The sequence below is a fragment of the Ruegeria sp. CL6 genome (assembly GCF_056536465.1).
The window spans coordinates 502797-525646 of record NZ_JBQFPR010000002.1 but is presented as its reverse complement, the minus strand read 5'-3'; the positions used below and the strand labels follow the sequence as shown (position 1 = coordinate 525646).

The following is a 22850-nucleotide window of genomic DNA, read 5'->3' as shown; positions in this document are numbered from 1 at the left end:
TTTGAACGTTCTGGTCTCGATTCTAAAGTTTTCTTGGGGGCCACAGGTGATCAGGTCGCGTTGAATTCGACACAAGTACGCTGGTTGCGCTCACACCTGTTACGGCATTAGAAGCCCGGCTGCAATGAGGGGCGTAGAGTGACGGCGGGTAGGTATCGGTGATTCCTCGTTAACTGACAGCAATCTTAGATCGAGCGTGCCTTTCAAGCACTAAATGATATCGCGATCTTGGTTTCAATAATTGCCTTGACGTGACATGAACTAAGCTAACGGTATCCGCGCAAAGCCCTTGTTTGTAGAAGAAAGGAACGACTCATGACCTCAGCCAAACCAAATGTCGGCGCGCAAATCGAGCAAATGAGTTTTTTAAGGCTGGGGTCTGATGACCAGGTTACGATCGGTCAACAAAAAGACCGCTGGACCATGTTGTTTGTTTATCGAGGTAAGCATTGTCCACGCTGCAAGCGCTTTTTGAACAAGTTGAATGCGGCGCTGTCGGCATGGGCTGACGTTATGGACGTTATTGTTGTCTCTGCCGACACCAAAGAAAAAGCTGCGGCAGACAAAGCAGAATTCGGCTGGGATTTTGATCTTTGCTATGGAATGACTGAAGCGCAAATGCGCGCGCTTGGTCTTTACGTGTCATCGCCTCTATCTGATGCAGAAACGACGGGTCTGTTCGCCGAACCTGGCGCGTTTGCCATCCGTCCGAATGGAACACTGATGCTGGCCGATATCTCTAACGGCCCTGCGGCACGTCCCGATTTGGAAGAGCTTTTGGACGGCATGAAATTCAATATTGATAATGATCGTCCGGAACGAGGAACGGCCTGAGACCACCAGATCGCATGGCCTCGGTTACTCAAAATAGCCTGGGTGCGTCTTGTGGATGAAGTCGATGGTTTCGTCGAGGCGGGACAGGTGTTTTCTGACAGCGGCTTGCGCTTGGTCATGGTCTCCTGCCGCCATGGCCTGTGCAATCTCTCGGTGATCGGCGAGGATTGCGTCTGCGGCACTGCCCTTTTCAAGACTGAGCATACAAAGCCGGTCAACCTTTTGCTTGGATTCTAGCATTACATCAAATGCCATCGGATTGCCGCTGAGCACGTAGATCAGTTTGTGAAAATCATAGTCCAGCGAGTGAAACGCCGATAGATCACCGTCACTGATCGCCTGCTCTTGTAAGGCGAGATTTTCTTCAAGTTTTGCTTCACTTGCTGCGTCCCAAACTTCCATTGCTCGATGGACGATCTCTAGCTCCACCGCCATTCGAACCAATCGCGCGAGAGCCACACGCTCCATAGAAAACCCTCGAACTACGGTCGCCTTTTGTGGTCGTATTAAGAGCAGATCTTCGTTACCGAGCCTTGTGAATGCGTTGCGAACAGGTTGGCGTGATACGCCGAATCGGCTGGCTACCTCTGTTTCGGATAGCTTTGTACCGGGAAGAATTTCAAGCGAAACGATCTCGTCGTGTAGCGCTTCATAGACCGCATCGGTTGTGGTTCGTCTGACAATTTCTTCCACGGTATGTTGCTTGCGCCCTCTGTCTTAGTCACGTTTCAAATTACAGATCCACTGTTATGGCATTGAAACAAATAGAATATTCTATTTTGTTTTGCTTGAGTGAACCAATGTAGGCCTGTCACCTATCAAATGCCCTGCGCTTTCGACTGTCAAGCAATCTGACATACTAAAAGCCTACAGTTGACATAACTTGGATACTAGTGTCCCTTTAAGGGCAGCAGCGATTCTGGTTCTTGGGGGAAATCGAAAGCTACGTGGCTTACGGTCTCTGAAATTCCATGAAAGCCAAATCCTGTCCAAAAATAACCGGGGAGGAGAACCCATGAATTTCACGAAATCGTTCTTTGCAACTGCGACCGCTGTGGCATTCATTGCAACGTCAGCTTCAGCCGAAAACTGGCGAGCCTGGAATATCCACAACGACGGCCATCCCAACACGGCTGCAATGGACAAGTTTGCCGAACTGGTTGACGCCGCTACAGACGGCGAAGTTACCGTCGATGTGTTCCACGGTGGTGTTCTTGGTTCCCAACCGGATGCCCTAGAACAGGTTCGTATCGGCGCAATCGAGGTTGGTAACTTCAACCTCGGTCCTATTGGCCCAATGGTGAAAGAAGCTAACCTTGTATCGCTTCCTTTCATCTTCAAAGATGTGCCGCACATGTTCCGCGTGCTGGACGGCGACGCCGGTGAGGTTGTTTCAGCTGCGATGGGTGAAGCAGGTGTTCTGCCACTGGCATGGTTTGATGCCGGTGCGCGTTCTTTCTACAGCCAAAAGCCGATCAACACGCCCGCAGATGTCGAAGGTCTGAAAATCCGTGTGATGAACAACGATCTTTATACATCTATGATTTCAGCTATGGGCGGTAACCCGTCTCCAATGGCATTCTCCGAAGTTCAGCAAGCGCTGAAAACCGGCGTTGTTGATGGTGCGGAGAACAACTTCCCGTCGTTCAAGAATGTCGGTCACTATGAAGTGACCACAAATTATTCTTTGTCCGAACACCTGATTATCCCGGAGTGCATCTGCGTTAACACGGCCAAATTCAATGCGCTGTCTCCTGAATTGCAAGCCGCTGTGCGCGGTGCAGCTGAAGAAGCCGCATTGGTCCAGCGTGAGCTTTGGGCAATTGGTTCTGAACAAGCGCGTAAAGATGTTGAAGCGGCCGGCATCACCGTCAATGAAATCGCCGACAAAGGCCCATTCCAGTCCGCAATGGATTCGGTTTATGCAGACTACTTGGCTGCAAATCCTGATATGAAAGCGTTGGTAGAAATGGCGCAAGCCACTGAATAAGTTGTCTTAACAGTTCAACTTTGAGCGCCCGGCTCCGCCAATTGGATGCCGGGCGTTTTGTCTCAGAGGAAATCCAATGCAAGAGCCCGATACCGCCCCTGCCGCCATGCGCAACATGGACAGGATTCTTGATCTGCTCGCACGAGTTTGCATGTTGCTGTCTGGCATCGCCATTGTCGTTATGACTGCGATCTTTGCCTGGCTGGTGTTCGGTCGCTACGTTCTGAACAACACGCCCACTTGGGTTGAGCAGGTTTCACTGCTTTTGGTTATGGTCATCGCGTTTCTCGGAGCGGCTGCGGGTGTGCACAATCACACGCACCTCTCTGTTGTCGTGTTCCGCAATTTAGTCCCACCCTCTGTGCGAGCGGTTTTCGTCGTGCTCACTGATGTCCTGATGGCAGGTTTCGGTGGCATGATGTTTTGGTACGGGATCGAGCTGACAATATTCAAATGGAACACCCTGATCCCGCTCATCCAATGGTCAGAGGGCTTGCGCTCCTTGCCACTGACAATCAGCGGCGCGTTGGTGTTCCTTTTTTCCACTGGCCATCTGATCCGCCTGTTTCAGGGCCGAGACGAACGCCAAGACAACATAGATCAGGGATAGTCATGGGACTCATGATTCTTTTGGGGGTTTTTGCCCTATGTGTCATCATCGGCGCTCCAGTGGCATACGCCCTTGGTATCGCTGCATTGGCTTCCTTTTGGTTTGAAGGATTGCCGATGTTTGTTGGGTTCCAGCGTATCGTGTCCGGGATCAACGTCTTTTCCCTAATGGCGATCCCGTTTTTCATCTTTGCGGGCGAGCTGATGTTTCACGGTGGAATCGCGATCCGGTTGGTTCGGTTCGCGCAGGCCGCCGTAGGCGCTGTGCGCGGTGGGCTTGGTATCGTCAATGTCTTCTCGTCCATGTTGTTTGGTGGCATTTCCGGATCGGCAATTGCAGATATCTCGGCGCTTGGGTCAATTCTGATCCCAGTGATGAAAGACAAAGGTTATGACGCCGACTATGCGGTGAACGTCACAGTGACATCATCAATTGCCGGGATCATTATCCCACCCAGCCACAACATGATCATCTTTGCCCTCGCAACAGGCGGTGTAGTTTCAATTTCAAAACTGTTCTTGGCCGGAGTTGTGCCCGGTGTCCTTATGTGTTGCTGCCTTGCGATTGCCGCCTATGTCGTGGCGGTCAAGCGCGGCTATCAGGCCGAACAGTTTCCGGGTTGGACCGCACTGGCCATCGCCTTTGTTGGATCGATCCCTGGCTTGTTGACGGCCGTGATCATTGTTGGAGGGGTCTTGTCAGGCGTCTTTACGGTCACTGAATCCGGCGCGTTCGGGGCAATGTATGCCTTTGTGGTGACACTTGTTGTCTATCGCAGCCTGTCCTGGGAAAACTTCAAAACCGCCGTTATCTCTTCGGTGCGCACAACGTCTATGGTGATGATCCTGATCGCCTGCGCCGGTGCCTTTGCCTATATGCTGACGTTCAACCGGGTGCCGACAAAAACAGTCGAATTCCTGTTGGGTATCACAGAAAACCCGATCCTGATCTTGTTGATGATCAACGCTGTGCTGTTGCTCTTGGGGATGATCATGGATATGGCCGCGTTGATCCTGATCTGCACACCGATTTTCCTGCCGGTGATGAACATGCTGGGCATCGATCCGCTACAGTTCGGCATGATCCTTTTGGTGAACCTCGGTCTTGGTCTTTGCACCCCACCTGTCGGGACCTGTCTCTTTGTGGGTTGTGCTGTTGGAAAACTACCGATGGAGAAAGCGGTCAAAACGATTTGGCCTTTCTACCTCGCCATCTTTGCCGCGCTCATGCTGATCACTTTTGTACCGGCAATATCGCTGACGCTGCCGAACCTAATCATTGGCCCCTAAATCAAAGGAGAATGAGGCGATGCTGACAATAAGACGCCTGGACATCGATGACGCGGGCAAGTTGATCGCAGGAGCGCGAGCCAAAGCGCAGGAAATCGGCGTACCGATGTGTATTGCCGTCACAGACGAAAGCGGCAACCTCATTGCCTTTGAGCGGATGGATGGTGGCAAGATTACCAGCATCATTTTGGCCATCGACAAGAGTTTCACTGCAACCGGCATCCAAAAAGGAACCGATGCTCTTGGTGAAGCAAATCAGCCAGGCATGGCCGCACACGGAATATCCTCAACGCTGGGTGGGCGAATGGTGACCGTTGCAGGTGGCCTTCCCGTGACGGTCGACGGACAGGTGGTTGGCGGGATCGGTGTCAGCTCGGGCTCGCCAGCTCAGGATCTCGAAGTTGCGCAGGCAGGGGTCACGGCGCTCTGCGAAGCCCAATTGGAAAGAGTTTAAGGAGTCAGATATGACAAAACCCGTCATCGGTTTCATCGGCCTCGGTCTTATGGGCGGTAACATGGCAAAGTGCCTGCAAAACAACAGTTTTGATCTGGTTGTTATGGGTCGGAACAAGGAAGCCGTCGCAGCCACTGTCAACCGCGGTGCTGTAGAGGTTACAACGCCACGCGAGCTTGCTGAAAACAGCGATATCGTGATGCTTTGTGTAACAACATCGGATGTCGTCGAAAGCCTGATCTACGGCGATGACGGCATCCTGGCAGGCATCAAAGATAGTGCTGTGGTCATTGACTTTGGCACCTCGATCCCAGCGTCCACACGCAAAATCGGCACAGACTTGGCCGCAAAAGGTGCTGGTATGATTGATGCGCCGCTGGGACGCACACCCGCGCACGCCAAGGACGGTTTGCTGAACATCATGGCAGCGGGCGATATAGCCACCTTTGAGAAGGTGAAACCTGTCCTGGATGTACTGGGGGAAAATGTCTTTCACCTCGGCGAACTGGGTGCGGGCCATGTGACCAAGCTCATCAACAATTATATGGGCATGACGACAGCTTGCACCATGAGCCAAGCCTTTGCTGTGGCTGAACGCTCAGGGGTAAACAAACAGCAGCTTTTTGACATCATGTCAGCTGGACCGTCCAATTCCCCCTTTATGCAGTTTTGTAAGAACTACGCGGTGGATGGTGTCAGCGATTTGGGGTTTTCGATTAACAACGCCAACAAGGATCTTGGATACTTCCTGAAGCTGGCCGAGGACGTGGGCACTCGTGCCGAGATCGCTGAAGGAACCGCGAACAACCTTCAGGCAGCAGCGGACGCAGGCATGGGCGACGGCAACGTGCCGGAAATCTTCGACTATTTTGCCAAGCTTTAGCGTCAGATCCATCAGTCACGCATAGCAGCACCAATTGAACGGGAAAGAGCAACCATGAGACTTCAGGGAAAGACCGCAATTGTCACGGGTGGTGGCCGCGATATCGGGCGCGCCTGCGCTGTCAAACTCGCCTCCGAAGGGGTAAATGTCGCGGTGAACTACTTCGCCAGTAGTGCCGGCGCCGAGGAAACCGTAGCCGAGATCAAAAAGATCGGTGGACAGGCGTTTGCAATGCAAGGCGACCTGAACAAACCCGAAGAGGTCGATGCGTTGATCGCCAAGACGGTCGATACCTATGGCAGCCTGAACATTCTGGTGAACAATGCCGGAGGTTTGATCGCGCGCAAGAAAATCGCCGAGATGTCGCTTGAGCATTGGCAGGCTGTCATGGATCTCAACCTGACCAGCACGTTTCTTATGGTCAAAGCGGCACTGCTGCATATGAAATCCGGGGCCATTGTAAACATCGCCAGTCAGGCGGGTCGCGACGGTGGTGGCCCGGGTGCGTCGGCTTATGCAACGTCAAAAGGCGGGGTCATGACGCTCACCCGTAGTCTTGCAAAAGAACTGGGTCCGGATATCCGTGTCAACGCAATCTGCCCAGGCATGATCGACACGGATTTCCATAACATCCATACTCCCGATGCAGGCCGTCGGGGGCTAGAAGCTGCTGCGCCGCTCAAGCGGCAAGGCCAGTCTCAGGACGTTGCGAACCTCGTGGCGTTTCTGGCAAGCGAGGACTCGGCTTATCTGACCGGGACCAATGTCGATATCAATGGTGGGATGCTGTTCTCGTGACCACTGCAGAACAGGTTACCTAATTGTCGAACGCTACCGTTTGCCAAACTTCGAAGTACTGGAAACCGGAATATGCGAATTCTCGCGATAGGTGAATGTATGGCCGAAATGGCCCCAACTGACGCGCCAAGCACGTATCAAATGGGGTTCGCCGGAGACACGTTCAATACAGCTTGGTATCTGGCCCAACTCACACCCGAAACGCCCTTGTCCTATTTTACAGCCGTCGGAGATGACGCCATCTCATCACGGATGCTGAGTGTCATGCGCGAAAGCGGGGTCAACACCCAGAAGGTGCGGATCGTGCCAAACCGTTCAGTGGGGTTGTATCTTATCACGCTAAACAACGGGGAACGCAGTTTTACCTATTGGCGCGGCCAGTCGGCCGCACGCCTATTGGCCCAAGACAAGCAAGCACTTGCCCACGCCATGACGCAATCTGATCTCATTTATTTCTCGGGCATCACTCTGGCAATCTTGAACCCTGAAGGGCGCGCTGCCTTGCTTGACGTTGCTCGGTCAGCGCGGCGTGCCGGAAAACGGATTGCCTTCGACCCCAATCTGCGCCCGCATCTTTGGGACAGCCCCTCTGAGATGACCGAGAACATCATGCAGGCGGCCGCCGTTAGCGATATTGCCTTGCCATCATTCGAGGACGAGGCACTTTGGTTCAGCGACATGAACCCCGCGGCCACTTTGCAGCGCTATGCAAGGGCGGGTGCAGAAACGATCGTTGTCAAGAATGGCGCAGAAACGGTCATTTTTCGTACTCGCGGAGCAGAGGGCTCTGTCCATGTTCCGCCTCTGGCCTCGGTTGTGGATACGACTGCTGCAGGCGACAGTTTCAACGCTGGCATTCTGGCGGGGCTGGCAACGGAAAAATCCTTACCTGACAGCATAGCACTGGCCTGCAAACTGGCAGGGCATGTCGTGCAAGGCAAAGGTGCACTTGTTCCCGTCAACCAAAGCCTGCTCGATAGTTGCCAACAGCCTTAGCAGAAGGATCCAGCCCTTGCCGAACCCTCAGCCTGCCGAAACGATCAAACTGCATCCGGATACGCTTGATCGCTTGTCAAAGGTCAGCACAGCGACTGTGGCCACGCTGCTTTACAAACGCGGTTATCAAAACGCCTATGTTCAAGGCGTTGCCCCATTGGGCAAGGGCAAGCCCTCCCTTGTCGGCCCGGCTTTTACACTGCGCTACATTCCTGCTCGGCCTGACACCGACCCGATCGAGGCGTTTCGTGAGCCAGATCACCCGCAGCGCGTGGCCGTGGAAACATGTCCTGAACGCGCGGTATTGGTCATGGATTGTCGGCAGGATGCATCGGCGGCCTCGGCAGGTTCGATCCTTTTGACGCGACTGGAAATGCGCGGAGCAGCGGGCGTTGTCACGGATGGTGGAATTCGCGACGCCGACGGTGCTGCAGCACTTGAGATGCCAGTCTTTGCTGCAAAACCGTCTGCCCCAACCAACCTTACGAAACATCATGCGGTAGATATCGGTTTGCCAATCGGGTGTGGCGGCGTGGCGGTCTATCCTGGTGACATCGTTCTGGGTGATGGCGATGGTGTCATGATTATCCCACGCCACCTCGCCGATGACATTGCGATCGAGGCAGGCCCAATGGAGCTGTTCGAACGCTTCGTTCTGGAAGAGGTGCGAAAAAGCACCCCCGTAATTGGACTTTATCCTGCAACCGACCCAGACGTTCTCGAACGATTTAAGGTCTGGCGCGCGCGGCTCTCTGACTGATGTCTGAATCGCTGCAATGTAGGTTTTGTCAGAAGAACTTGGCTTGAGGCGGGCAAGGGGGCATTCATAGCCTTTGTGGATGGAAAGACGATCACCATTTAAATGCTTCAAAACCAGTCCCGAGATCATCCGCTTTGCGGTGATGCTGTACATCCTTTCCCGCTCTCGCTTCGGAATGTCGAAGATCTGGTGCGCGAGCGAGGCATCGACGTGCGCCACGAAACTGTTCGATTTTGGTGGCACAGGTTTGGCCCGATGTTTGCTGCTGATATAAGGCGGAAGCGTGTTCAGCTGCTGCGCGCGTTCTCCAAATGGAAGTGGCACGTTGACGAGGTTTTCGTGAAGGTAAATGGCAAGCGGCATTATATTTGGCGGGCCGTTTATCAGGAAGGCGAGGTACTGGAAGCTGTTGTCACCAAGCGCCAAAACAATGCTGCAGCATTGAAATTCCTTGAGAAATTGATGAAGCGACACGGCAAAGCGGAAACCATCGTCACGGATCGCTTTGCCTCATACAGAGCCGCTCTCAGAGAGCTTGGCGTTACCGAAAAACAAAGGACGAGCAGGTGGCTCAACAACCGCGTCGAGAATTCGCACCTGCCGTTTCGACGACGCGAACGCGTAATGCAGCGGTTCATACGGGTGCGAAGTTTACAGACATTCGCCTCCGTCCATTCCTCCGTCTACAACCACTTTAACAAGGAGCGATCTCACCAGCAGAGATACATTCAAGCTGACCCGCGCCGCCGCCCTTAGCGAGTGGCGTCAACTTTGTTCCGGATAGGTTCGCGGTTTCCGCGGCAAACTGAGGCTAGTTCGAATTAGTCGGAAAACATCTAGGGAAATCCGTTTTCGGTCGGGCGGGCAGCGCGACGCCATTTTTTGCGCCAGAAATCGGATCAATGACGGACGACGCCGCAGCTTAGGTTAAGAATTGCGTCCCTCGCGTGCTGATCCGATGCCAAGGATCAGGTCGGCGCATCGTTCGCCAAGCATCATGGCAGGTGCGTTTGTGTTGCCGGCGTTGATGTCAGGCACTGCGGACATGTCGCAAACCCGTAAGCGCTCGATCCCGCGCACACGCATTCTGGCGTCCAGCACTGCCATTCCGTCGCCGTCCCGACCCATTTTGGCAGTGCCCGCCGGGTGATAGTTGGTTTTTACGAATCTCTTACAATGTGCTCGCAGCGTCTGTTCGTCGTCCGCTATCGGAATGACGATTTCGCGAACCCTTTGAGCAAGCGGGCCCGACGTGAATGCCCGGCGAAAGAACCGCTGCCCCCGGATCATCTCTTGCATGTCGTCTTCATGCTTCAGAAGGTTGGGCGAGACCACTGGCATGGTGTGAGGATCGGCCGAGCGAAGTCGGACCTCTCCGCGTGATTTCGGTTTGACTACGACGGTCGTAACGGTCAGGCCAAAGTCATCCTGCACCTCGTCCAGCGCGTCGCGATCCAGATAGACGATGGGCACGCAAAAGGCTTGAATGGTCGGTTCTCCATCGGGGTTAGACGGATTGACGAAGGCACCAGCTTCGACCCCGGCCGAAGTCACCGGGCCGCTGCCGAACAGTTTGAACTGTATGCCGTTGCGAAGCATCCGCCAGCCCTCACCTTGTTTGAAATATCCGTATGGACCGTTGGCAAAGGCAGTGATGGGAACTTCGGGGTGGTCGATCAGGTTCTGACCGACCCCGGGCAGTGGGCAGGCCACGGGAATACCGTATTCGGCAAGATGTGCATCCGGTCCGATACCCGACAGCATTAGAATTTTCGGTGTGACCAGAGCGCCCGCCGCAAGGACAACCTCACCATCACACCGCACGGTGTGCGACCCGCGTTTGTCGCGATACTGCACCCCGACGGCCCTTTCGTTTTCGATGATGACTTTGCTGACCGTTGCGCCAAGCCGGATGGTCAAGTTCGGGTTTGTCTCAAGTGGGGCGAGGAAAGCATAGGCTGACGAGCTGCGCTTTCCGGCACGATTGGTGAACTGATAGAACCCGACACCGCGCTGCGTTGCGCCATTGAAGTCCGTGTTGAATGGTTCACCAAGTGCCTGCACCGACTGAACGAACCAACGGGACATGTCGTCGATATACCCCGGATCCGAGACCTGCACCGGACCGTCGCTGCCATGCAGGTCATTGTGAAGCCTGTTGTTGTCTTCCATCCTGCGGAAATAGGGCAGCACATCGTCCCATCCCCAACCGACCCCGTCGTTGGTCCGTCGCAGCAGGTCGTCCCACGCGTCATAGTCGGAAGGGCGACCGCGCATGTAGACCTGCGCATTCACTGACGACCCGCCGCCCAGTACGTTGGCCTGCGGAATGTCATGCACGCGGCCGTCCAGGTGGTCTTGCGGTTCGGTCTGGTGGTAGGTCATGAACTTGGACCCGTTGATCATCTTGAAAATACCCGGCGGCATGTCCAGCAACGGATGGCGGTGCGAATGCCCGGCCTCCAGCACCAGAACCCTGCACTTGCCCTGGTTGACCAGTCGCGCGGCAGCTGCGGCACCGGCAGAGCCGCCGCCGATGACGATGTGATCGAAAGTTTCCGTCATGATGTCGCCTTCAGGTCCGGCGTTTGGGTTCGCTGATCGAGTCGCGCTCGACCAGTTCGCATTCAAGTTTCACGAGTGGGTGCCTCCGACCATCTGTCGGCCCGTGGAACAGCTGTTCGACGACCCAGCGTCCCATCGCCCGGGTGGGAAGGATCATCGAGGTCAGAGGCGGCGACAGGTGTCGCGCGGTTTCGTCATCGTCAAATCCGATGACCGAGATGTCCTCGGGGATGGACAGGCCAAGTTCCTTGAGCGCCTCATAGCAACCGATTGCCATGCGGTCATTCTGACAGAAAATGGCGGTTGGCGGAGAGGGCAGGTCCATCAATTCACGCGTGGCGGCATATCCGGCGCTGGGCAACCAATTGCCTTCGACAACCAAGTCCTCGTCGAATGGAATGTCCGCGGAAGCCAAGGCGTTTCTGTACCCGGTCGTTCGTCCCGCGGCGCATTCCATGAACGGCTCGCCGGTGATAGTGGCGATCCGTTTGTGCCCGGCCTTGATCAGAGCGTTGGTCGCCGTATGTCCAGCAGCGACTTCGCCGGGGATCACCGCAGGAAAATACAGGTCGTCGCAAAAGCAGTTCAGCAGCAGAACTGGGGTTGCGGTTTGCGTGAGGATTTCCGGAACGACCACCCGCCGGGTGAAAACGGTCGCGTAAATGATGCCCGCAACCTGTTGGTCGAGGAAATACCGGAGCGTATTGGGCTCGATCTCGGGGTCGTTTTGGGTTTCTGCCAGCAATACAAGATTTCCGGTGTCCCGAACGGCTTGTTTCACGCCGTTAAACGCGTTTACCATTTCAGGGCTCGACGCCAGATCATCCACGACAAAAGCTATGGTGCCGCCTAGTGCCGAGGGTCGACGCGCGCTGTCCTGGGGTTTCCTGAGTTGAGGGGACATGGCGTATCCAAGCGTGTTTGCGGCATCCAGTACTCGTTGCTTTGTGTCCTCGGAGATTTTGACGGAGTCGTTTTTATTGAGAACCAGCGATACCGTCGTCTGCGAGCATCCGGCGACGCGCGCAATGTCGTGCATCGTTACGCGCTGCCGGCCCGCGACTCGCCCTACACCCCTGTGCTGCCCGGCCTTGTCCGCTTGATCGTTCATCGTTCAACCCTTTTGTTCGCATTCTTTTTATCGACTATGCGGGGGGTGTGCAACTAATATTAGTGATACATAACTAATATTAGTGTTGACGAAATAATATTATTAGTGTTTTGATCGCAGTGCGGTCGCCGTTGTGGTCTGGCCGAGCAGGTGCGGGAGGCGAAATTGCGGTCTGTAGTGGGGGAGTTGGGTCAAGTCGTTCGGCATTCGATGTTCATCGATGGCCGCTTTACCGACTTTGACGCGGACACGGTTGGTGTCGAGAACCCTGCAAATGAAGAGATCGTTGCGCAAGTTCCAGATGGCGCCGCCGCTCATGCGGATGCGGCGGTCGACGCGGCCCATCGGGCATTTGGCTCATGGTCCTCGCGCCCGGCGATCGAGCGGGCGCGGCTGGTCCTGAAGCTCGCCGAGGCCGTCCGGGTCGACGCCACGCGCCTGGCAGCCCTGATCACGACCGAGCAGGGCAAGCCGATCTCGCAAGCTCGAGGTGAAGTGGAGGCCGCCGTTACTTTTCTTTGTCATGCGGCTGAAGAGGCCCGGAGGATTTCGGGTGACATAGTGGCATCGGACAACAAGTCCGAGGAAATTCAGATCCGGCGTCATCCTTATGGTGTTGTTGTTGCGTTGACGGCCTGGAACTATCCGTTGGCGTTGGCCGCCAGGAAAATCGGGCCTTCGCTGGTCGCGGGCAACACCGTTGTTCTGTTGGGGCACGAAATCACGCCGCTGTCCGGTCTTGCGATCGCCGAGCTTGCCGACAAGGTCGGGTTTCCGCCGGGTGTTCTGAATGTTCTGACAGGCAAGGGGCCGGTGGTAGGGCAGCGGTTGGTCGAACACCCCGATACGTCACTAATCACGATGACCGGCAGCACACGCGCCGGGAAAGAGATTTTTCGCGCAGCGGCCAACCGGATCAAGGTTGTCCGGCTCGAGCTTGGCGGTAAGGCTCCGCTCATTGTGATGGAGGATGCGGATATTGACGCCGCCGTTTCGGCCGCCGTTGCCGCCCGGTTTGCCAATTGCGGCCAGATTTGCACCTGCAACGAGCGTATGTATCTGCATCGCGGCATTGCGGATCAGTTCTTGGAAAAATTCGTGTCCGCGGCCCGCGCTTTGTCGATCGGGGATCCGATGGAAGACTGCGATTTGGGTCCCAAAGTCAGCAAGGTCGAAGTGACCAAGGTCGCCGAGATCATCCAGCGCAGCATCGACGAAGGAGCCACGGTTCATCTTGCAGGCGGGCCCCTGACGGACGGGGCGCACCATAAGGGGCACTGGATGTCCCCGACGGTTCTTGAGGTCTCAGACAACGGCAATGCCGCGATGCAAGAGGAGGTCTTTGGCCCCGTGGCGACAGCCATGCGAGTCGAGGATTTTGATCAGGCGATAGACTTTGCGAATGACACATTATTCGGGCTGTCTGCCTATCTCTTTACGGCATCGCACCGGCGATTGATGGAGGCTCCGAACCGTTTGAATTTTGGCGAATTGTACCTGAACCGCTCCAATGGCGAGGCCGTGCAGGGATTTCACACCGGTTGGGGTCTGTCCGGGGTTGGGGGCGAAGACGGCGCTTATGGCTTCGATGGGTATCTGAGGAAACAAACGACTTACATGAATTGGGCATGACCTAAAACTCGCGGTCAAAACGGAGGCGACCGCACCAATGGAGGAGGAATAAACATGAAACGCAGAACTCTTTTGATCTCGACGGTTGTGGCGGGTGCACTTTTGGGCACCACGGTGATCGCGCAGGATCTGCCACCGCTTGAGCAGAAGGATCGCTACAAAGTCGGCTTTGCGCAGATGGAGTCGAACAACCCGTGGCGCATTGCCGAGACCAAATCGTTCCATGACACGGCCGAAGCCTGTGGCTGGGATCTGATCGCGACGGATGCGGCCGGATCTGCGGCAAAGCAGGTTGCGGATGTGGACAGCATGATCGCCCAAGGCATCGACGTTCTGTTCCTTCCCCCGCGGGAAGAAAAGCCTTTGATCCCAGCCGTTATGAAGGCCCGTGCTGCGGGAATCCCGACCTTTTTGGTGGACCGCTCGGTTGATCCGGCCGTAGCCAAGCCTGGCGAGCATTTCGTAGCGTTCCTGGGGTCGGATTTCATCGATCAGGGCAACCGGGCGGCACAATGGCTGATGGAGAATTTCGACGGCGACAAGGGCGTCATCGTCCAGTTGGAAGGCACGACTGGTTCTTCGCCTGCAAATGACCGCAAAAAGGGTTTCGACGACGCGATTGCAGAGGATGACCGCTTTGCGATTGTGGCTTCTCAGACCGGCGACTTTGCGCGCGACCTGGGTCGTCAGGTGATGGAGACCCTGCTGCAGGCGCATCCCGACGTGAACGTGGTCTACGCCCACAATGACGAAATGGCGATTGGCGCGATCCAGGCTCTGGAACTGGCCGGCCGCAAGCCCGGCGAGGACGTGACCATTGTTTCGATCGATGGGACACGCGATGCGCTTCAGGCTATCATCGATGGCAAGATGGGGGTCACGGTGGAAAGCTCGCCCTTCTTCGGTCCTCTGGCTTGTGAAGTCATGAACAAATACGCGGCTGGCGAGACGATCCCGGAATGGGTGAAAGTCGAAGATCGCATCTTTACCAAGGATAACGCGGCCGATCACATCGACGAAGCCTATTGATTCTCCCTGGCGGGTGGTGCTGGCCTGTGGTTGGCGCCGCCTGCAAGTAATCGGAGGAAGACATCTCATGAATGCGCTCGTCTCGATGTCGGGAGTTGAAAAGTCTTTTGCCGGCGTACCGGCACTGAGTCAGGCCAGCCTGAAGATCGCAGCTGGCGAAGTTCACGCGCTGATCGGCCAGAACGGTGCCGGTAAATCGACGATGATCAAAGTTCTGACCGGAGTTTACGACCGGGATGCCGGCGACGTCCATCTGGCGGGTGTGCCAAGCCGCATTTCTACCCCACGCGAAGCGCAGGAATCCGGAATTGCCACGATCTATCAAGAGCTCAACCTGGTGCCGCTGCGGTCAGTGACCGAGAACATCATCATTGGGTACGAGCCCAAACGTCTCGGCTTTCTGGTCGACTGGCGCGAGGGCAACAGGCGCGCACGCGAGGTTCTTGCGCGCTTTGGCATAGATATTGACGTGACCGAGCCGCTGGGAAATTTCTCGACAGCGATCCAGCAGTTGGTCGCGATTGCGCGGGCTGTTTCTCTGGACGCGAAACTTGTCATCATGGACGAACCCACGTCGTCGCTGGATGCCAGCGAGGTCGAGGTTTTGTTCGGTGTGGTGCGCGAGTTGAAGAAACAGGGCGTGTCTGTTCTGTATGTCTCGCATTTCCTCGATGAGCTGTTCCAAATCTGCGATCGGGTTACAACGATGCGAGACGGGCGCACCGTCAGCACGCGTACCGTCAAGGACACGACCAAACTGGAAATGATCGCGGACATGCTGGGCCGCAACACGGATGAGATCGCGGCGGACGGTCTAACTGACTTTGCGGGTGCCAAGGCCAAGAAAGGGGATATCGTTTTGCGGGCTGACTCTGTTTCGACAGGCCCGCGATTGACGCATTTCGACCTTACGCTCCACCGCGGCGAAATCGTTGGGCTGGGCGGGTTGCTGGGCTCTGGCCGGACCGAGGCGGCGCGAGCTTTGTTCGGAGTGGACGGGGCCCGCAGTGGCGCGATCGAGTTGCATGGCTCGGTCGGGCAACCGCCCGGACCGGGTGACGCGATCGCAAACGGGGTCGGCTTTCTGACCGAAGATCGCAAGGCCGAAGGGATCATTCCAGACATGTCCGTTCGCGAAAATATGACGCTGGCCCTGCTGCCGAAACTGGCCAGTCGTGGTCAAATCGACTTTGCCCGCGAGCGCGAGATCGTTCAGGCCTTCATCGACGATCTGGGCATCAAGGCGGCGCATATGGACCAACCCATTCGCGAATTGTCCGGCGGCAACCAGCAGAAGGTGCTGCTTGCTCGTTGGCTGGCGACGCAACCCGACATCCTGATACTCGACGAGCCGACCCGAGGCGTGGACGTCGGCGCCAAGCGAGAAATCCAATCGTTTATTCGGTCTTACGTCGAGAAGGGGTTCGGCGTCGTCCTCATCAGTTCGGAATTCGAAGAACTGGTGGAAGGCGCCGACCGCATCGTAGTCATGCACGAGGGGCGCTCGGTCAAGGAACTGACCAACCCCGGGATTACCGAGAACATACTGGTGCGCGCGCTTGCGCATCATGAAGAAGGAACTGGTTCATGGACCGCGCAATGAAATTGCCGCAACGGGTCGCATCGATGCCCTTCCGCTTTCACGGCGGTATCGCCGCGTTGGTCGCCCTGCTGGTGTTCAACGCGTTTTTCACCCCCAATTTCCTGCAGTTGCAGACCCTGTTTGTGAATATCAGCCAGGTTGCCACTATCGCCATCGTGGCCATGGGCATGACGCTGGTAATCGCCACGGGTGGGATCGATCTGTCGGTTGGTGCGGTCATGGCACTGGCGGGGGCGCTGGCCCCGCTGATCTTTCTGTCGGATCTGGGCGCCGCTAATCCGATGCTAGGCGTAACTTTGGCCATTGTCCTGCCGCTGTTCGTCGCGGGGCTATGCGGGGTGTTCAACGGCGTGATGGTTGCCGTATTGAACGTGCAGCCCATTGTGGCAACGCTCATTCTCTTCATCTCTGGTCGCGGTATTGCCCAGGTTTTGACGAACGGAAACCTGCAGACATTTTCAAACCCTTCATTCAGTTATCTTGGAACCGGCAAGGTGTTTGGCTTGCCGTTCCAAGGTTGGCTGGCGCTGGCCATTGCCTGTGTGCTGTTTTGGGTGATCACCAGAACCACATGGGGCCGTTACCTGCTAGCCATCGGCGGCAATGAACGCGCGGCCTATCTGTCGGGTGGTCCTGTCCGACGGGTCAAGATCGGGGCTTATGCCATCTGCGCGGTGCTTGCGGGCCTGGCCGGTCTGATCGTGGTTGCTATCAACTCGGCCTCGGACGCTGCGCGCAACGGCAATCTGATGGAGCTTGATGCCATCGCGGCCGCGGTTGTTGGCGGTGCTCTTTTACAAGGCGGGCGGGCGCCGATCTTTGGTGCCATACTGGGAGCCGTCATCATCCAATTGGTCAAATATACGTTGTTGGCCAACGGGGTAGAGGACGAAGTTGCATTAATCGCCAAGGCCGTCATCATTATCCTGGCCGTTTGGGTCCAGCAGTTCCGGAGGGCTTGACTGATGTTGGATGAAACGGCTTTTGACCTGCGAAAGTACCTTCGGCGCAATTCGGCTTCGGTGACGGTGTGGCTCGCACTGCTGGCTTTGATCCTGTTCGGGCTGATGCGCTATGAAAACTTTGGCAGCGCCTACAATTTCTCGTCTTTCCTGAATTACAACGCGATGTTCATTGCGATCGCACTGGGCATGTGTTTCGTGATCATGACCGGCGGGATTGATCTATCGGTCGGATCCGTTGCGGCCTTTACGTCGGTTGTTGCGGCCTATCTCAGCCCCTACGGGATTCAGGTTGCCTTGCCGGGGGCCGTTCTTGCCGGGTTTGGTTTCGGGGCGATCAACGCCTTTTGTATAATCATCCTTCGAATCCCGCCCTTCATCGCCACATTAGCGACCATGTTGGCCGCCAAAGGCGGCGCATTGGTGATTTCGGGCGCCCAGACAATTTCGGTCGATTGGGGGTCGAACTTCACCAAGCTTGGCATGGGGCAGGCGTTCGGCCTGTTTCCATGGACAATCGTCATCGTGGCCGGACTGACCCTGGCACTTTGGTTGGTGCTGGAAAGGACAACCATCGGGCGGACCGTCTTGGCGATCGGTGGCAGCGAGGATGCCTCGAACCTAATGGGCCTGAAAGTCAATCGCGCCAAGGCTTTCGTCTACCTGCTGTCGGGGGGCTGCGCGGGGCTGGCCGGAGTCTTTTTGGCCTCGGGCTTTGGAGCCGGACAACCCCTTGAGGGTATCGGATGGGAATTGTCGGCCATCGCGTCCGTCGTGGTGGGCGGCACTTTGTTGACGGGTGGGATGGGTTCGATCCCTGCGACGGTGGCCGGTGCGCTGTTGCTGGGGCTTGTCTTCAACGTTCTGAACTTTGAAAACGGTCAGGGCACCATCAGTTTCAGTGCCTATTGGCAGATGGTCATACGTGGAGGCTTTCTATTTGCGGTCATCCTTTTACAGTCTCGGGTTATTGCCAGGCAGCAGAAGGTCTTGGGTTCATGAATCGTATAGAAAGTGTTTCAGCGCGGCTGTTCAACGTTCCGCTCGCTGAGGTCCTAGTCGATGCCAAACATGGGGATCACACGTTTTTTCAATTGATCACAGTCACCATTCAAACCTCGGATGGGGTCGAGGGGGTCGGGTATACCTATACGGGGGGCAAGGGTGGTCATGCCATCCTAGCGATGATCCAGCATGACCTGGCGCCGTTCCTTGTAGGACAAGACGCCGAACAGATCGAAAGCCTGTACGACGCCATGCAGTGGCATGTGCACTACGTCGCACGTGGCGGGATCGCCTCGTTTGCCATCTCGGCCGTGGATATTGCATTGTGGGACATTCGCGGCAGAACGCAGAATGCGCCATTGTGGCAGATGGCCGGCGGAGCGTCCAAACGTTGCAACGCCTACGCCGGCGGGATCGACCTGAATTTCTCGTTAGAGAAACTGCTGCACCAGACTGAAGGGTACCTTGCGCGTGGGTTCAACGCAGTCAAGATCAAAGTCGGTCAACCAGACCTGGCCGACGATCTTGCACGTGCCCGGGCGGTGCGCGAGATGCTGGGCCCGGACCGGTTCTTCATGGTCGACGCGAATTACTCTATGAGCGTCGAAGAGTCCATCGTGGCTGCCAGAGGGTTTTCCGACTGCGATATTCTGTGGTTCGAGGAACCGACCATTCCAGACGACTACAAAGGTTATGGCCGAATTGTCGAAGCGACGGGCGTACCCCTTGCCATGGGTGAAAACCTACACACCATACATGAATTCGAATACGCCTTTGATGACGCGAAGCTGAGTTTCATCCAACCCGATGCCTCAAATTGCGGCGGGATAACCGGCTGGTTGCGCGTGGCCGCGCTAAGCGCACAGCATGGCATTCCGGTTTGCAGCCATGGCATGCAGGAATTGCACGTCAGCCTCGTTTCGGCGCAACCCAACGCGGGGTGGCTGGAAGTACACTCATTCCCGATAGACCAGTACACGACCCGTCCGCTGGTTGTGGAAAACTGCCTCGCCGTGGCCCCGGATGCGCCGGGAACCGGAGTGGAATTCGACTGGGACAAACTGAATGAGGAACACAAGGAGATGCATACATGACGACCCAGACGATCTCTGCGGCGTATTATCGGGGCAATAAGAGCTTTGCCGTAGAACAGGCCGTGGCGACAGCTCCGGGCCCCGGCGAGGTCGCCATTCGCGTTGCCTATTGCGGGATTTGCGGGACGGATATGCACGTCTACCACGGTAACATGGATGCCCGTGTAGGACTGAACCGGGTGATTGGGCACGAGATGTCCGGTGTCGTCGAAGCGGCGGGCGAGGGCGTCGATACGATAAAGCCCGGCCAGAAGGTCGTTGTCCGACCGCTTGATCACTGCGGAGAATGCCCAGCCTGCAAACGGGGGCATCAGCATATTTGTCAGAATCTCAAGTTCCTGGGCCTCGACACTGATGGCGCCATGCAAGAGATCTGGACCGTTCCAGCCCACACGTTGCACGTTCTGCCGGATGACTTGCGCATGGATCACGCGGCGCTAATCGAGCCGGTCGCTGTTGCCTGCCACGATGTGCGGCTGTCTGGCCTGCAAACAGGAGAGGACGTTGTCGTCATCGGCGGCGGCCCGATCGGCATACTGGTTGCCATGGTCGCGCGGGACGCGGGTGGCAATGTCGTGATCTCCGAAGTGAATCCGAACCGTCTGGCGATAGCTGAAAAACTTGGTTTTGACACGATCAACCCAACAGAGACCGAACTGGTGTCCACAATCAACGCGCGCACGGGCGACAAAGGCGCAGATGTGGTTTTCGAGGTGTCGGGAACGCAGCCCGGTGTTGATGCGATGACCGCCGTTGCTGCGACGCGGGCTCGGATCGTGATGGTCGCGATCCATGCTCAAAAGCCTCAGATTGACCTGTTCCAGTTTTTCTGGCGAGAGTTGCAACTGATCGGTGCTCGGGTCTATGAGCCAGAGGATTACGAGAAAGCCATTGCAGTTGTCGCCTCGGGCGGCGTGGACGCTGATGTCGTGATTACTGACGTCAGCCCTCTGGCAGACATTCAGGCCGCGTTCGAAGCACTGGATCGCAGTCCAACCGCAATGAAAAGCCTGATCGAAGTAGGACCGCGTACATGAGTGTTTTGCAAAGTTTCGACCTGACGGGAAAGACGGCCCTTGTGACTGGGTGCAAACGCGGTATCGGGCGCGGTATGGCCGAGGCATTAGCATCGGCCGGAGCCGATATCATCGGAGTGTCCGCCTCGCTCGAACTGTCCGGGTCGGATGTCGAAAAAGCCGTGACAGCGATCGGGCGTAATTTCCGGGCTTACCAATGCGACTTCTCGGATCGCGCCGCTCTGCATGGGTTCATTGACCACTTGAGGGCCGACGGACGAACCCCTGATATCCTTGTTAACAATGCCGGCACGATCAAACGCAAACCCGCCGCAGAACACCCGGACGATTGGTGGGACGAAGTGATTGAGGTGAATCTGTCCTCGCAATTCGTTCTGTCTCGAGAGATCGGGAAGGACATGCTAACGCGCGGCTCCGGGAAGATCATCTTCACTGCGTCGCTGCTGACATTTCAGGGCGGCATCACCGTGCCGGGATATGCGGCCTCGAAAGGCGGGATTGGACAGCTGACCAAGGCTTTGGCCAACGAATGGGCCGGGCAGGGCTTGAATGTGAATGCGATTGCGCCTGGCTACATCACGACCGACAACACCCAAGCTCTGCGGGATGATCCGGTCCGGTCGAAGTCGATCCTGGAGCGAACACCCCTGGGCCGTTGGGGTACGCCTGGTGATTTTGCCGGACCGGTGGTCTTTCTGGCCTCTGCCGCGTCGGACTTCGTCAACGGTGAAATCCTTGTAGTCGACGGGGGCTGGATGGGGCGTTAGCACTGTCAACGCTCCATGTGACCCGAAGTCTCAAGTCCCGATGTAGTGCGCCTTCAATCGCCGTGTCTTGGGTGCTTCCCGATGTTCGAACAGGTACAGGCTTTGCACGCGGCCCAGCGGAAGCTGCCCCTGTTCGACCGGGATCGATACCTGAGTTTGCGTCAACAGCGCCCTCAGATGCGATGGAGCGTTGTCGTCCTCGGTCGGGCGGTGGTGATACTTGCCTGGTGACTTGGGTACGAGTTCCTCGAAGAACGTCTCGATATCCTTAAGCACCTCGGGATCGGCATTGGCCTGCACCAACAGCGCAGCACCCGTGTGGACGCACCAAAGAGTCAGCAGGCCCGAGACAAATTCATTTTCGGACACCTCACGCTGAACGATCCCGCTGACGTCGGTGAGGGATTTGCCGGGTGTTTCAATTGACAGCTCAAAAAACTCTTGCTTCATCCAGCAGGCCCTTTCCTTGACTTCACGCTAACGCGCCCAGCTTTCTACATCCCGCTTGGCATTCAGGAATGGGGATTAAGATTTTGATTTTGAACGCATAATGACTGTACGCCTATGCAAACAGGCTTTTGAACCTGTCCACACACAGACGAAATCCATCTTCGAAGTTTCCGTTGCCGGGGTGATAAACGCTTTCGAGCGAAATGACGCCATCGTAGCCGTCGGATCTGAGTGCGTCCGCGATGGGTTGGAACAGAGGCGCAAGCTGACCTTCCCCCATGCGTCGTACTTCCAGCGTTGCCCGCGGCGTGTCGACCTTTACGTCCTTGATGTGAATGTGACCCAAGTAGCCGCCACGCAGTTCTTCATAACCTTCCGGGTATGCCAGTTCATGGCACCAGCAGTTGTTTCCGGGGTCCCACAGCACTTTCAAAGTGTCTTTTGCGTCTAACTCGTCAATCAGCTTGCGGGCTGTATAGTTGGAATTGACCAGCGTGCCGTTTCCGGTTTCCACGACAAGTTTCACGCCTTCAGCTCTTGCCAGTTCAACCGCCGGCGCGATCAGTGGCGGCATCGAGTCCCATACTCCATTCGCTACGTTCCATTTTTCGGCACCGTTTTTTCCCCACAGTATCTGCTCTTTTCGTTGCGTCATGATCCGAACAAGCGGAGACGCAACAACATGCGCCATGTCGATCACGCGTTTCAAGGCGTCCATATGCCGAGTGTGCAGGTCGTCGCCGGGCCTGTTGGCAGCTGTCATCCCCGCAAAGATATGGCGCGACAGACACGACACAGGCTTGCCCCGGTCGCGCAAAAGCGCGTCGATCTCGGCAATTTCCTGCGGGGAATGGTCTCCGACCTCCGTATCGCCAACGAATTGAAGCTCTGCATAATCCAGACCGAATTCGTCCATTACGTCCACGGCATGCCGCAGATCGCGGGAAATGCCGTCGCAAATTACACCTAATTTCATGTCCG

Annotated in this window: 22 protein-coding genes and 1 pseudogene; 18 read left to right on the top strand and 5 right to left on the bottom strand. The window is 56.3% G+C overall.

The features are described 5' to 3' along the window. The first annotated feature begins 315 nt into the window (after positions 1 to 315). Entirely contained in the window at positions 316 to 834 is a 519-nt protein-coding gene (locus ACR0LH_RS07480) for a redoxin domain-containing protein (RefSeq protein WP_170750418.1), read from the top strand. A 24-nt stretch (positions 835 to 858) separates the two neighbouring features. On the opposite strand, the gene ACR0LH_RS07475 is transcribed toward ACR0LH_RS07480, so the two are convergent. Beyond that, positions 859 to 1527: a GntR family transcriptional regulator gene (locus tag ACR0LH_RS07475; protein ID WP_170750420.1), complete on the bottom strand. Its 669-nt coding sequence runs from the start codon at positions 1525 to 1527 to the stop codon at positions 859 to 861. 322 nt (positions 1528 to 1849) lie between these two features. Between ACR0LH_RS07475 and ACR0LH_RS07470 the strand changes: the two genes are divergently transcribed. From ACR0LH_RS07470 to ACR0LH_RS07430, 9 genes and pseudogenes are all read left to right on the top strand, one after another. Then, positions 1850 to 2824 (top strand): TRAP transporter substrate-binding protein, encoded by a 975-nt coding sequence (locus ACR0LH_RS07470; RefSeq protein WP_480720341.1) that lies wholly within the window; start codon positions 1850 to 1852, stop codon positions 2822 to 2824. A gap of 76 nt (positions 2825 to 2900) precedes the next feature. Then, entirely contained in the window at positions 2901 to 3434 is a 534-nt protein-coding gene (locus tag ACR0LH_RS07465; RefSeq protein ID WP_480720340.1) for a TRAP transporter small permease, read from the top strand. Positions 3435 to 3436: 2 nt separating this feature from the next. Continuing rightward, complete coding sequence (locus ACR0LH_RS07460) at positions 3437 to 4723, top strand: TRAP transporter large permease (protein ID WP_170750422.1); 1287 nt, start codon at positions 3437 to 3439, stop codon at positions 4721 to 4723. A 19-nt stretch (positions 4724 to 4742) separates the two neighbouring features. Beyond that, complete coding sequence (locus tag ACR0LH_RS07455) at positions 4743 to 5177, top strand: GlcG/HbpS family heme-binding protein (RefSeq protein WP_170519537.1); 435 nt, start codon at positions 4743 to 4745, stop codon at positions 5175 to 5177. Positions 5178 to 5187: 10 nt separating this feature from the next. Continuing rightward, on the top strand, positions 5188 to 6060 hold the full coding sequence (locus ACR0LH_RS07450; RefSeq protein ID WP_170750424.1) for an NAD(P)-dependent oxidoreductase: 873 nt from the start codon (positions 5188 to 5190) through the stop codon (positions 6058 to 6060). A gap of 54 nt (positions 6061 to 6114) precedes the next feature. Next, the gene (locus tag ACR0LH_RS07445) at positions 6115 to 6858 is read left to right on the top strand and encodes an SDR family NAD(P)-dependent oxidoreductase (RefSeq protein WP_170750426.1); all 744 of its coding nucleotides are present in this window, start codon (positions 6115 to 6117) and stop codon (positions 6856 to 6858) included. 72 nt (positions 6859 to 6930) lie between these two features. After that, positions 6931 to 7854 carry a sugar kinase gene (locus ACR0LH_RS07440; RefSeq protein ID WP_480720339.1) on the top strand — a complete coding sequence of 308 codons (924 nt, stop codon included), beginning with the start codon at positions 6931 to 6933 and terminating at the stop codon, positions 7852 to 7854. 16 nt (positions 7855 to 7870) lie between these two features. After that, a complete protein-coding gene (locus ACR0LH_RS07435) occupies positions 7871 to 8614 on the top strand; it encodes a ribonuclease activity regulator RraA (RefSeq protein ID WP_480720338.1) in 744 nt (247 codons plus the stop codon). Positions 8615 to 8693: 79 nt separating this feature from the next. Next, positions 8694 to 9398 (top strand): annotated as a pseudogene (locus tag ACR0LH_RS07430) (IS6 family transposase). A 143-nt stretch (positions 9399 to 9541) separates the two neighbouring features. Here ACR0LH_RS07430 and ACR0LH_RS07425 read toward each other — a convergent pair. Then, complete coding sequence (locus tag ACR0LH_RS07425; RefSeq protein WP_480720337.1) at positions 9542 to 11179, bottom strand: GMC family oxidoreductase; 1638 nt, start codon at positions 11177 to 11179, stop codon at positions 9542 to 9544. Between the two features lie 10 nt (positions 11180 to 11189). After that, positions 11190 to 12290 carry a LacI family DNA-binding transcriptional regulator gene (locus ACR0LH_RS07420; protein ID WP_480720336.1) on the bottom strand — a complete coding sequence of 367 codons (1101 nt, stop codon included), beginning with the start codon at positions 12288 to 12290 and terminating at the stop codon, positions 11190 to 11192. Positions 12291 to 12455: 165 nt separating this feature from the next. Here ACR0LH_RS07420 and ACR0LH_RS07415 point away from each other — a divergent pair, with 165 nt between their 5' ends. From ACR0LH_RS07415 to ACR0LH_RS07380, 8 genes are all read left to right on the top strand, one after another. Beyond that, positions 12456 to 13922 carry an aldehyde dehydrogenase family protein gene (locus ACR0LH_RS07415; RefSeq protein ID WP_480720335.1) on the top strand — a complete coding sequence of 489 codons (1467 nt, stop codon included), beginning with the start codon at positions 12456 to 12458 and terminating at the stop codon, positions 13920 to 13922. A 54-nt stretch (positions 13923 to 13976) separates the two neighbouring features. Then, positions 13977 to 14951 (top strand): ABC transporter substrate-binding protein, encoded by a 975-nt coding sequence (locus tag ACR0LH_RS07410; protein WP_480489581.1) that lies wholly within the window; start codon positions 13977 to 13979, stop codon positions 14949 to 14951. A gap of 67 nt (positions 14952 to 15018) precedes the next feature. Next, entirely contained in the window at positions 15019 to 16554 is a 1536-nt protein-coding gene (locus ACR0LH_RS07405) for a sugar ABC transporter ATP-binding protein (RefSeq protein ID WP_480720334.1), read from the top strand. Next, a complete protein-coding gene (locus ACR0LH_RS07400; RefSeq protein WP_480430516.1) occupies positions 16539 to 17516 on the top strand; it encodes an ABC transporter permease in 978 nt (325 codons plus the stop codon). The genes ACR0LH_RS07405 and ACR0LH_RS07400 overlap by 16 nt, the downstream gene beginning before the upstream one ends. Positions 17517 to 17519: 3 nt before the next feature. Then, positions 17520 to 18518, top strand: coding sequence for an ABC transporter permease (locus tag ACR0LH_RS07395; protein WP_480430515.1), 999 nt, complete (start codon positions 17520 to 17522; stop codon positions 18516 to 18518). Next, on the top strand, positions 18515 to 19615 hold the full coding sequence (locus tag ACR0LH_RS07390) for a mandelate racemase/muconate lactonizing enzyme family protein (RefSeq protein WP_480720332.1): 1101 nt from the start codon (positions 18515 to 18517) through the stop codon (positions 19613 to 19615). Before ACR0LH_RS07395 ends, ACR0LH_RS07390 begins: the two co-directional genes overlap by 4 nt. Further along, positions 19612 to 20652, top strand: a complete 1041-nt coding sequence (locus ACR0LH_RS07385; RefSeq protein WP_480720331.1) for a zinc-dependent alcohol dehydrogenase — start codon at positions 19612 to 19614, stop codon at positions 20650 to 20652. The genes ACR0LH_RS07390 and ACR0LH_RS07385 overlap by 4 nt, the downstream gene beginning before the upstream one ends. Continuing rightward, the gene (locus tag ACR0LH_RS07380; protein WP_480720329.1) at positions 20649 to 21419 is read left to right on the top strand and encodes an SDR family oxidoreductase; all 771 of its coding nucleotides are present in this window, start codon (positions 20649 to 20651) and stop codon (positions 21417 to 21419) included. The genes ACR0LH_RS07385 and ACR0LH_RS07380 overlap by 4 nt, the downstream gene beginning before the upstream one ends. 30 nt (positions 21420 to 21449) lie before the next feature. On the opposite strand, the gene ACR0LH_RS07375 is transcribed toward ACR0LH_RS07380, so the two are convergent. Continuing rightward, on the bottom strand, positions 21450 to 21869 hold the full coding sequence (locus ACR0LH_RS07375; protein ID WP_480720327.1) for a secondary thiamine-phosphate synthase enzyme YjbQ: 420 nt from the start codon (positions 21867 to 21869) through the stop codon (positions 21450 to 21452). A 112-nt stretch (positions 21870 to 21981) separates the two neighbouring features. Continuing rightward, positions 21982 to 22845: a sugar phosphate isomerase/epimerase family protein gene (locus ACR0LH_RS07370; protein ID WP_480720325.1), complete on the bottom strand. Its 864-nt coding sequence runs from the start codon at positions 22843 to 22845 to the stop codon at positions 21982 to 21984. Between the last annotated feature and the right edge of the window lie 5 nt (positions 22846 to 22850).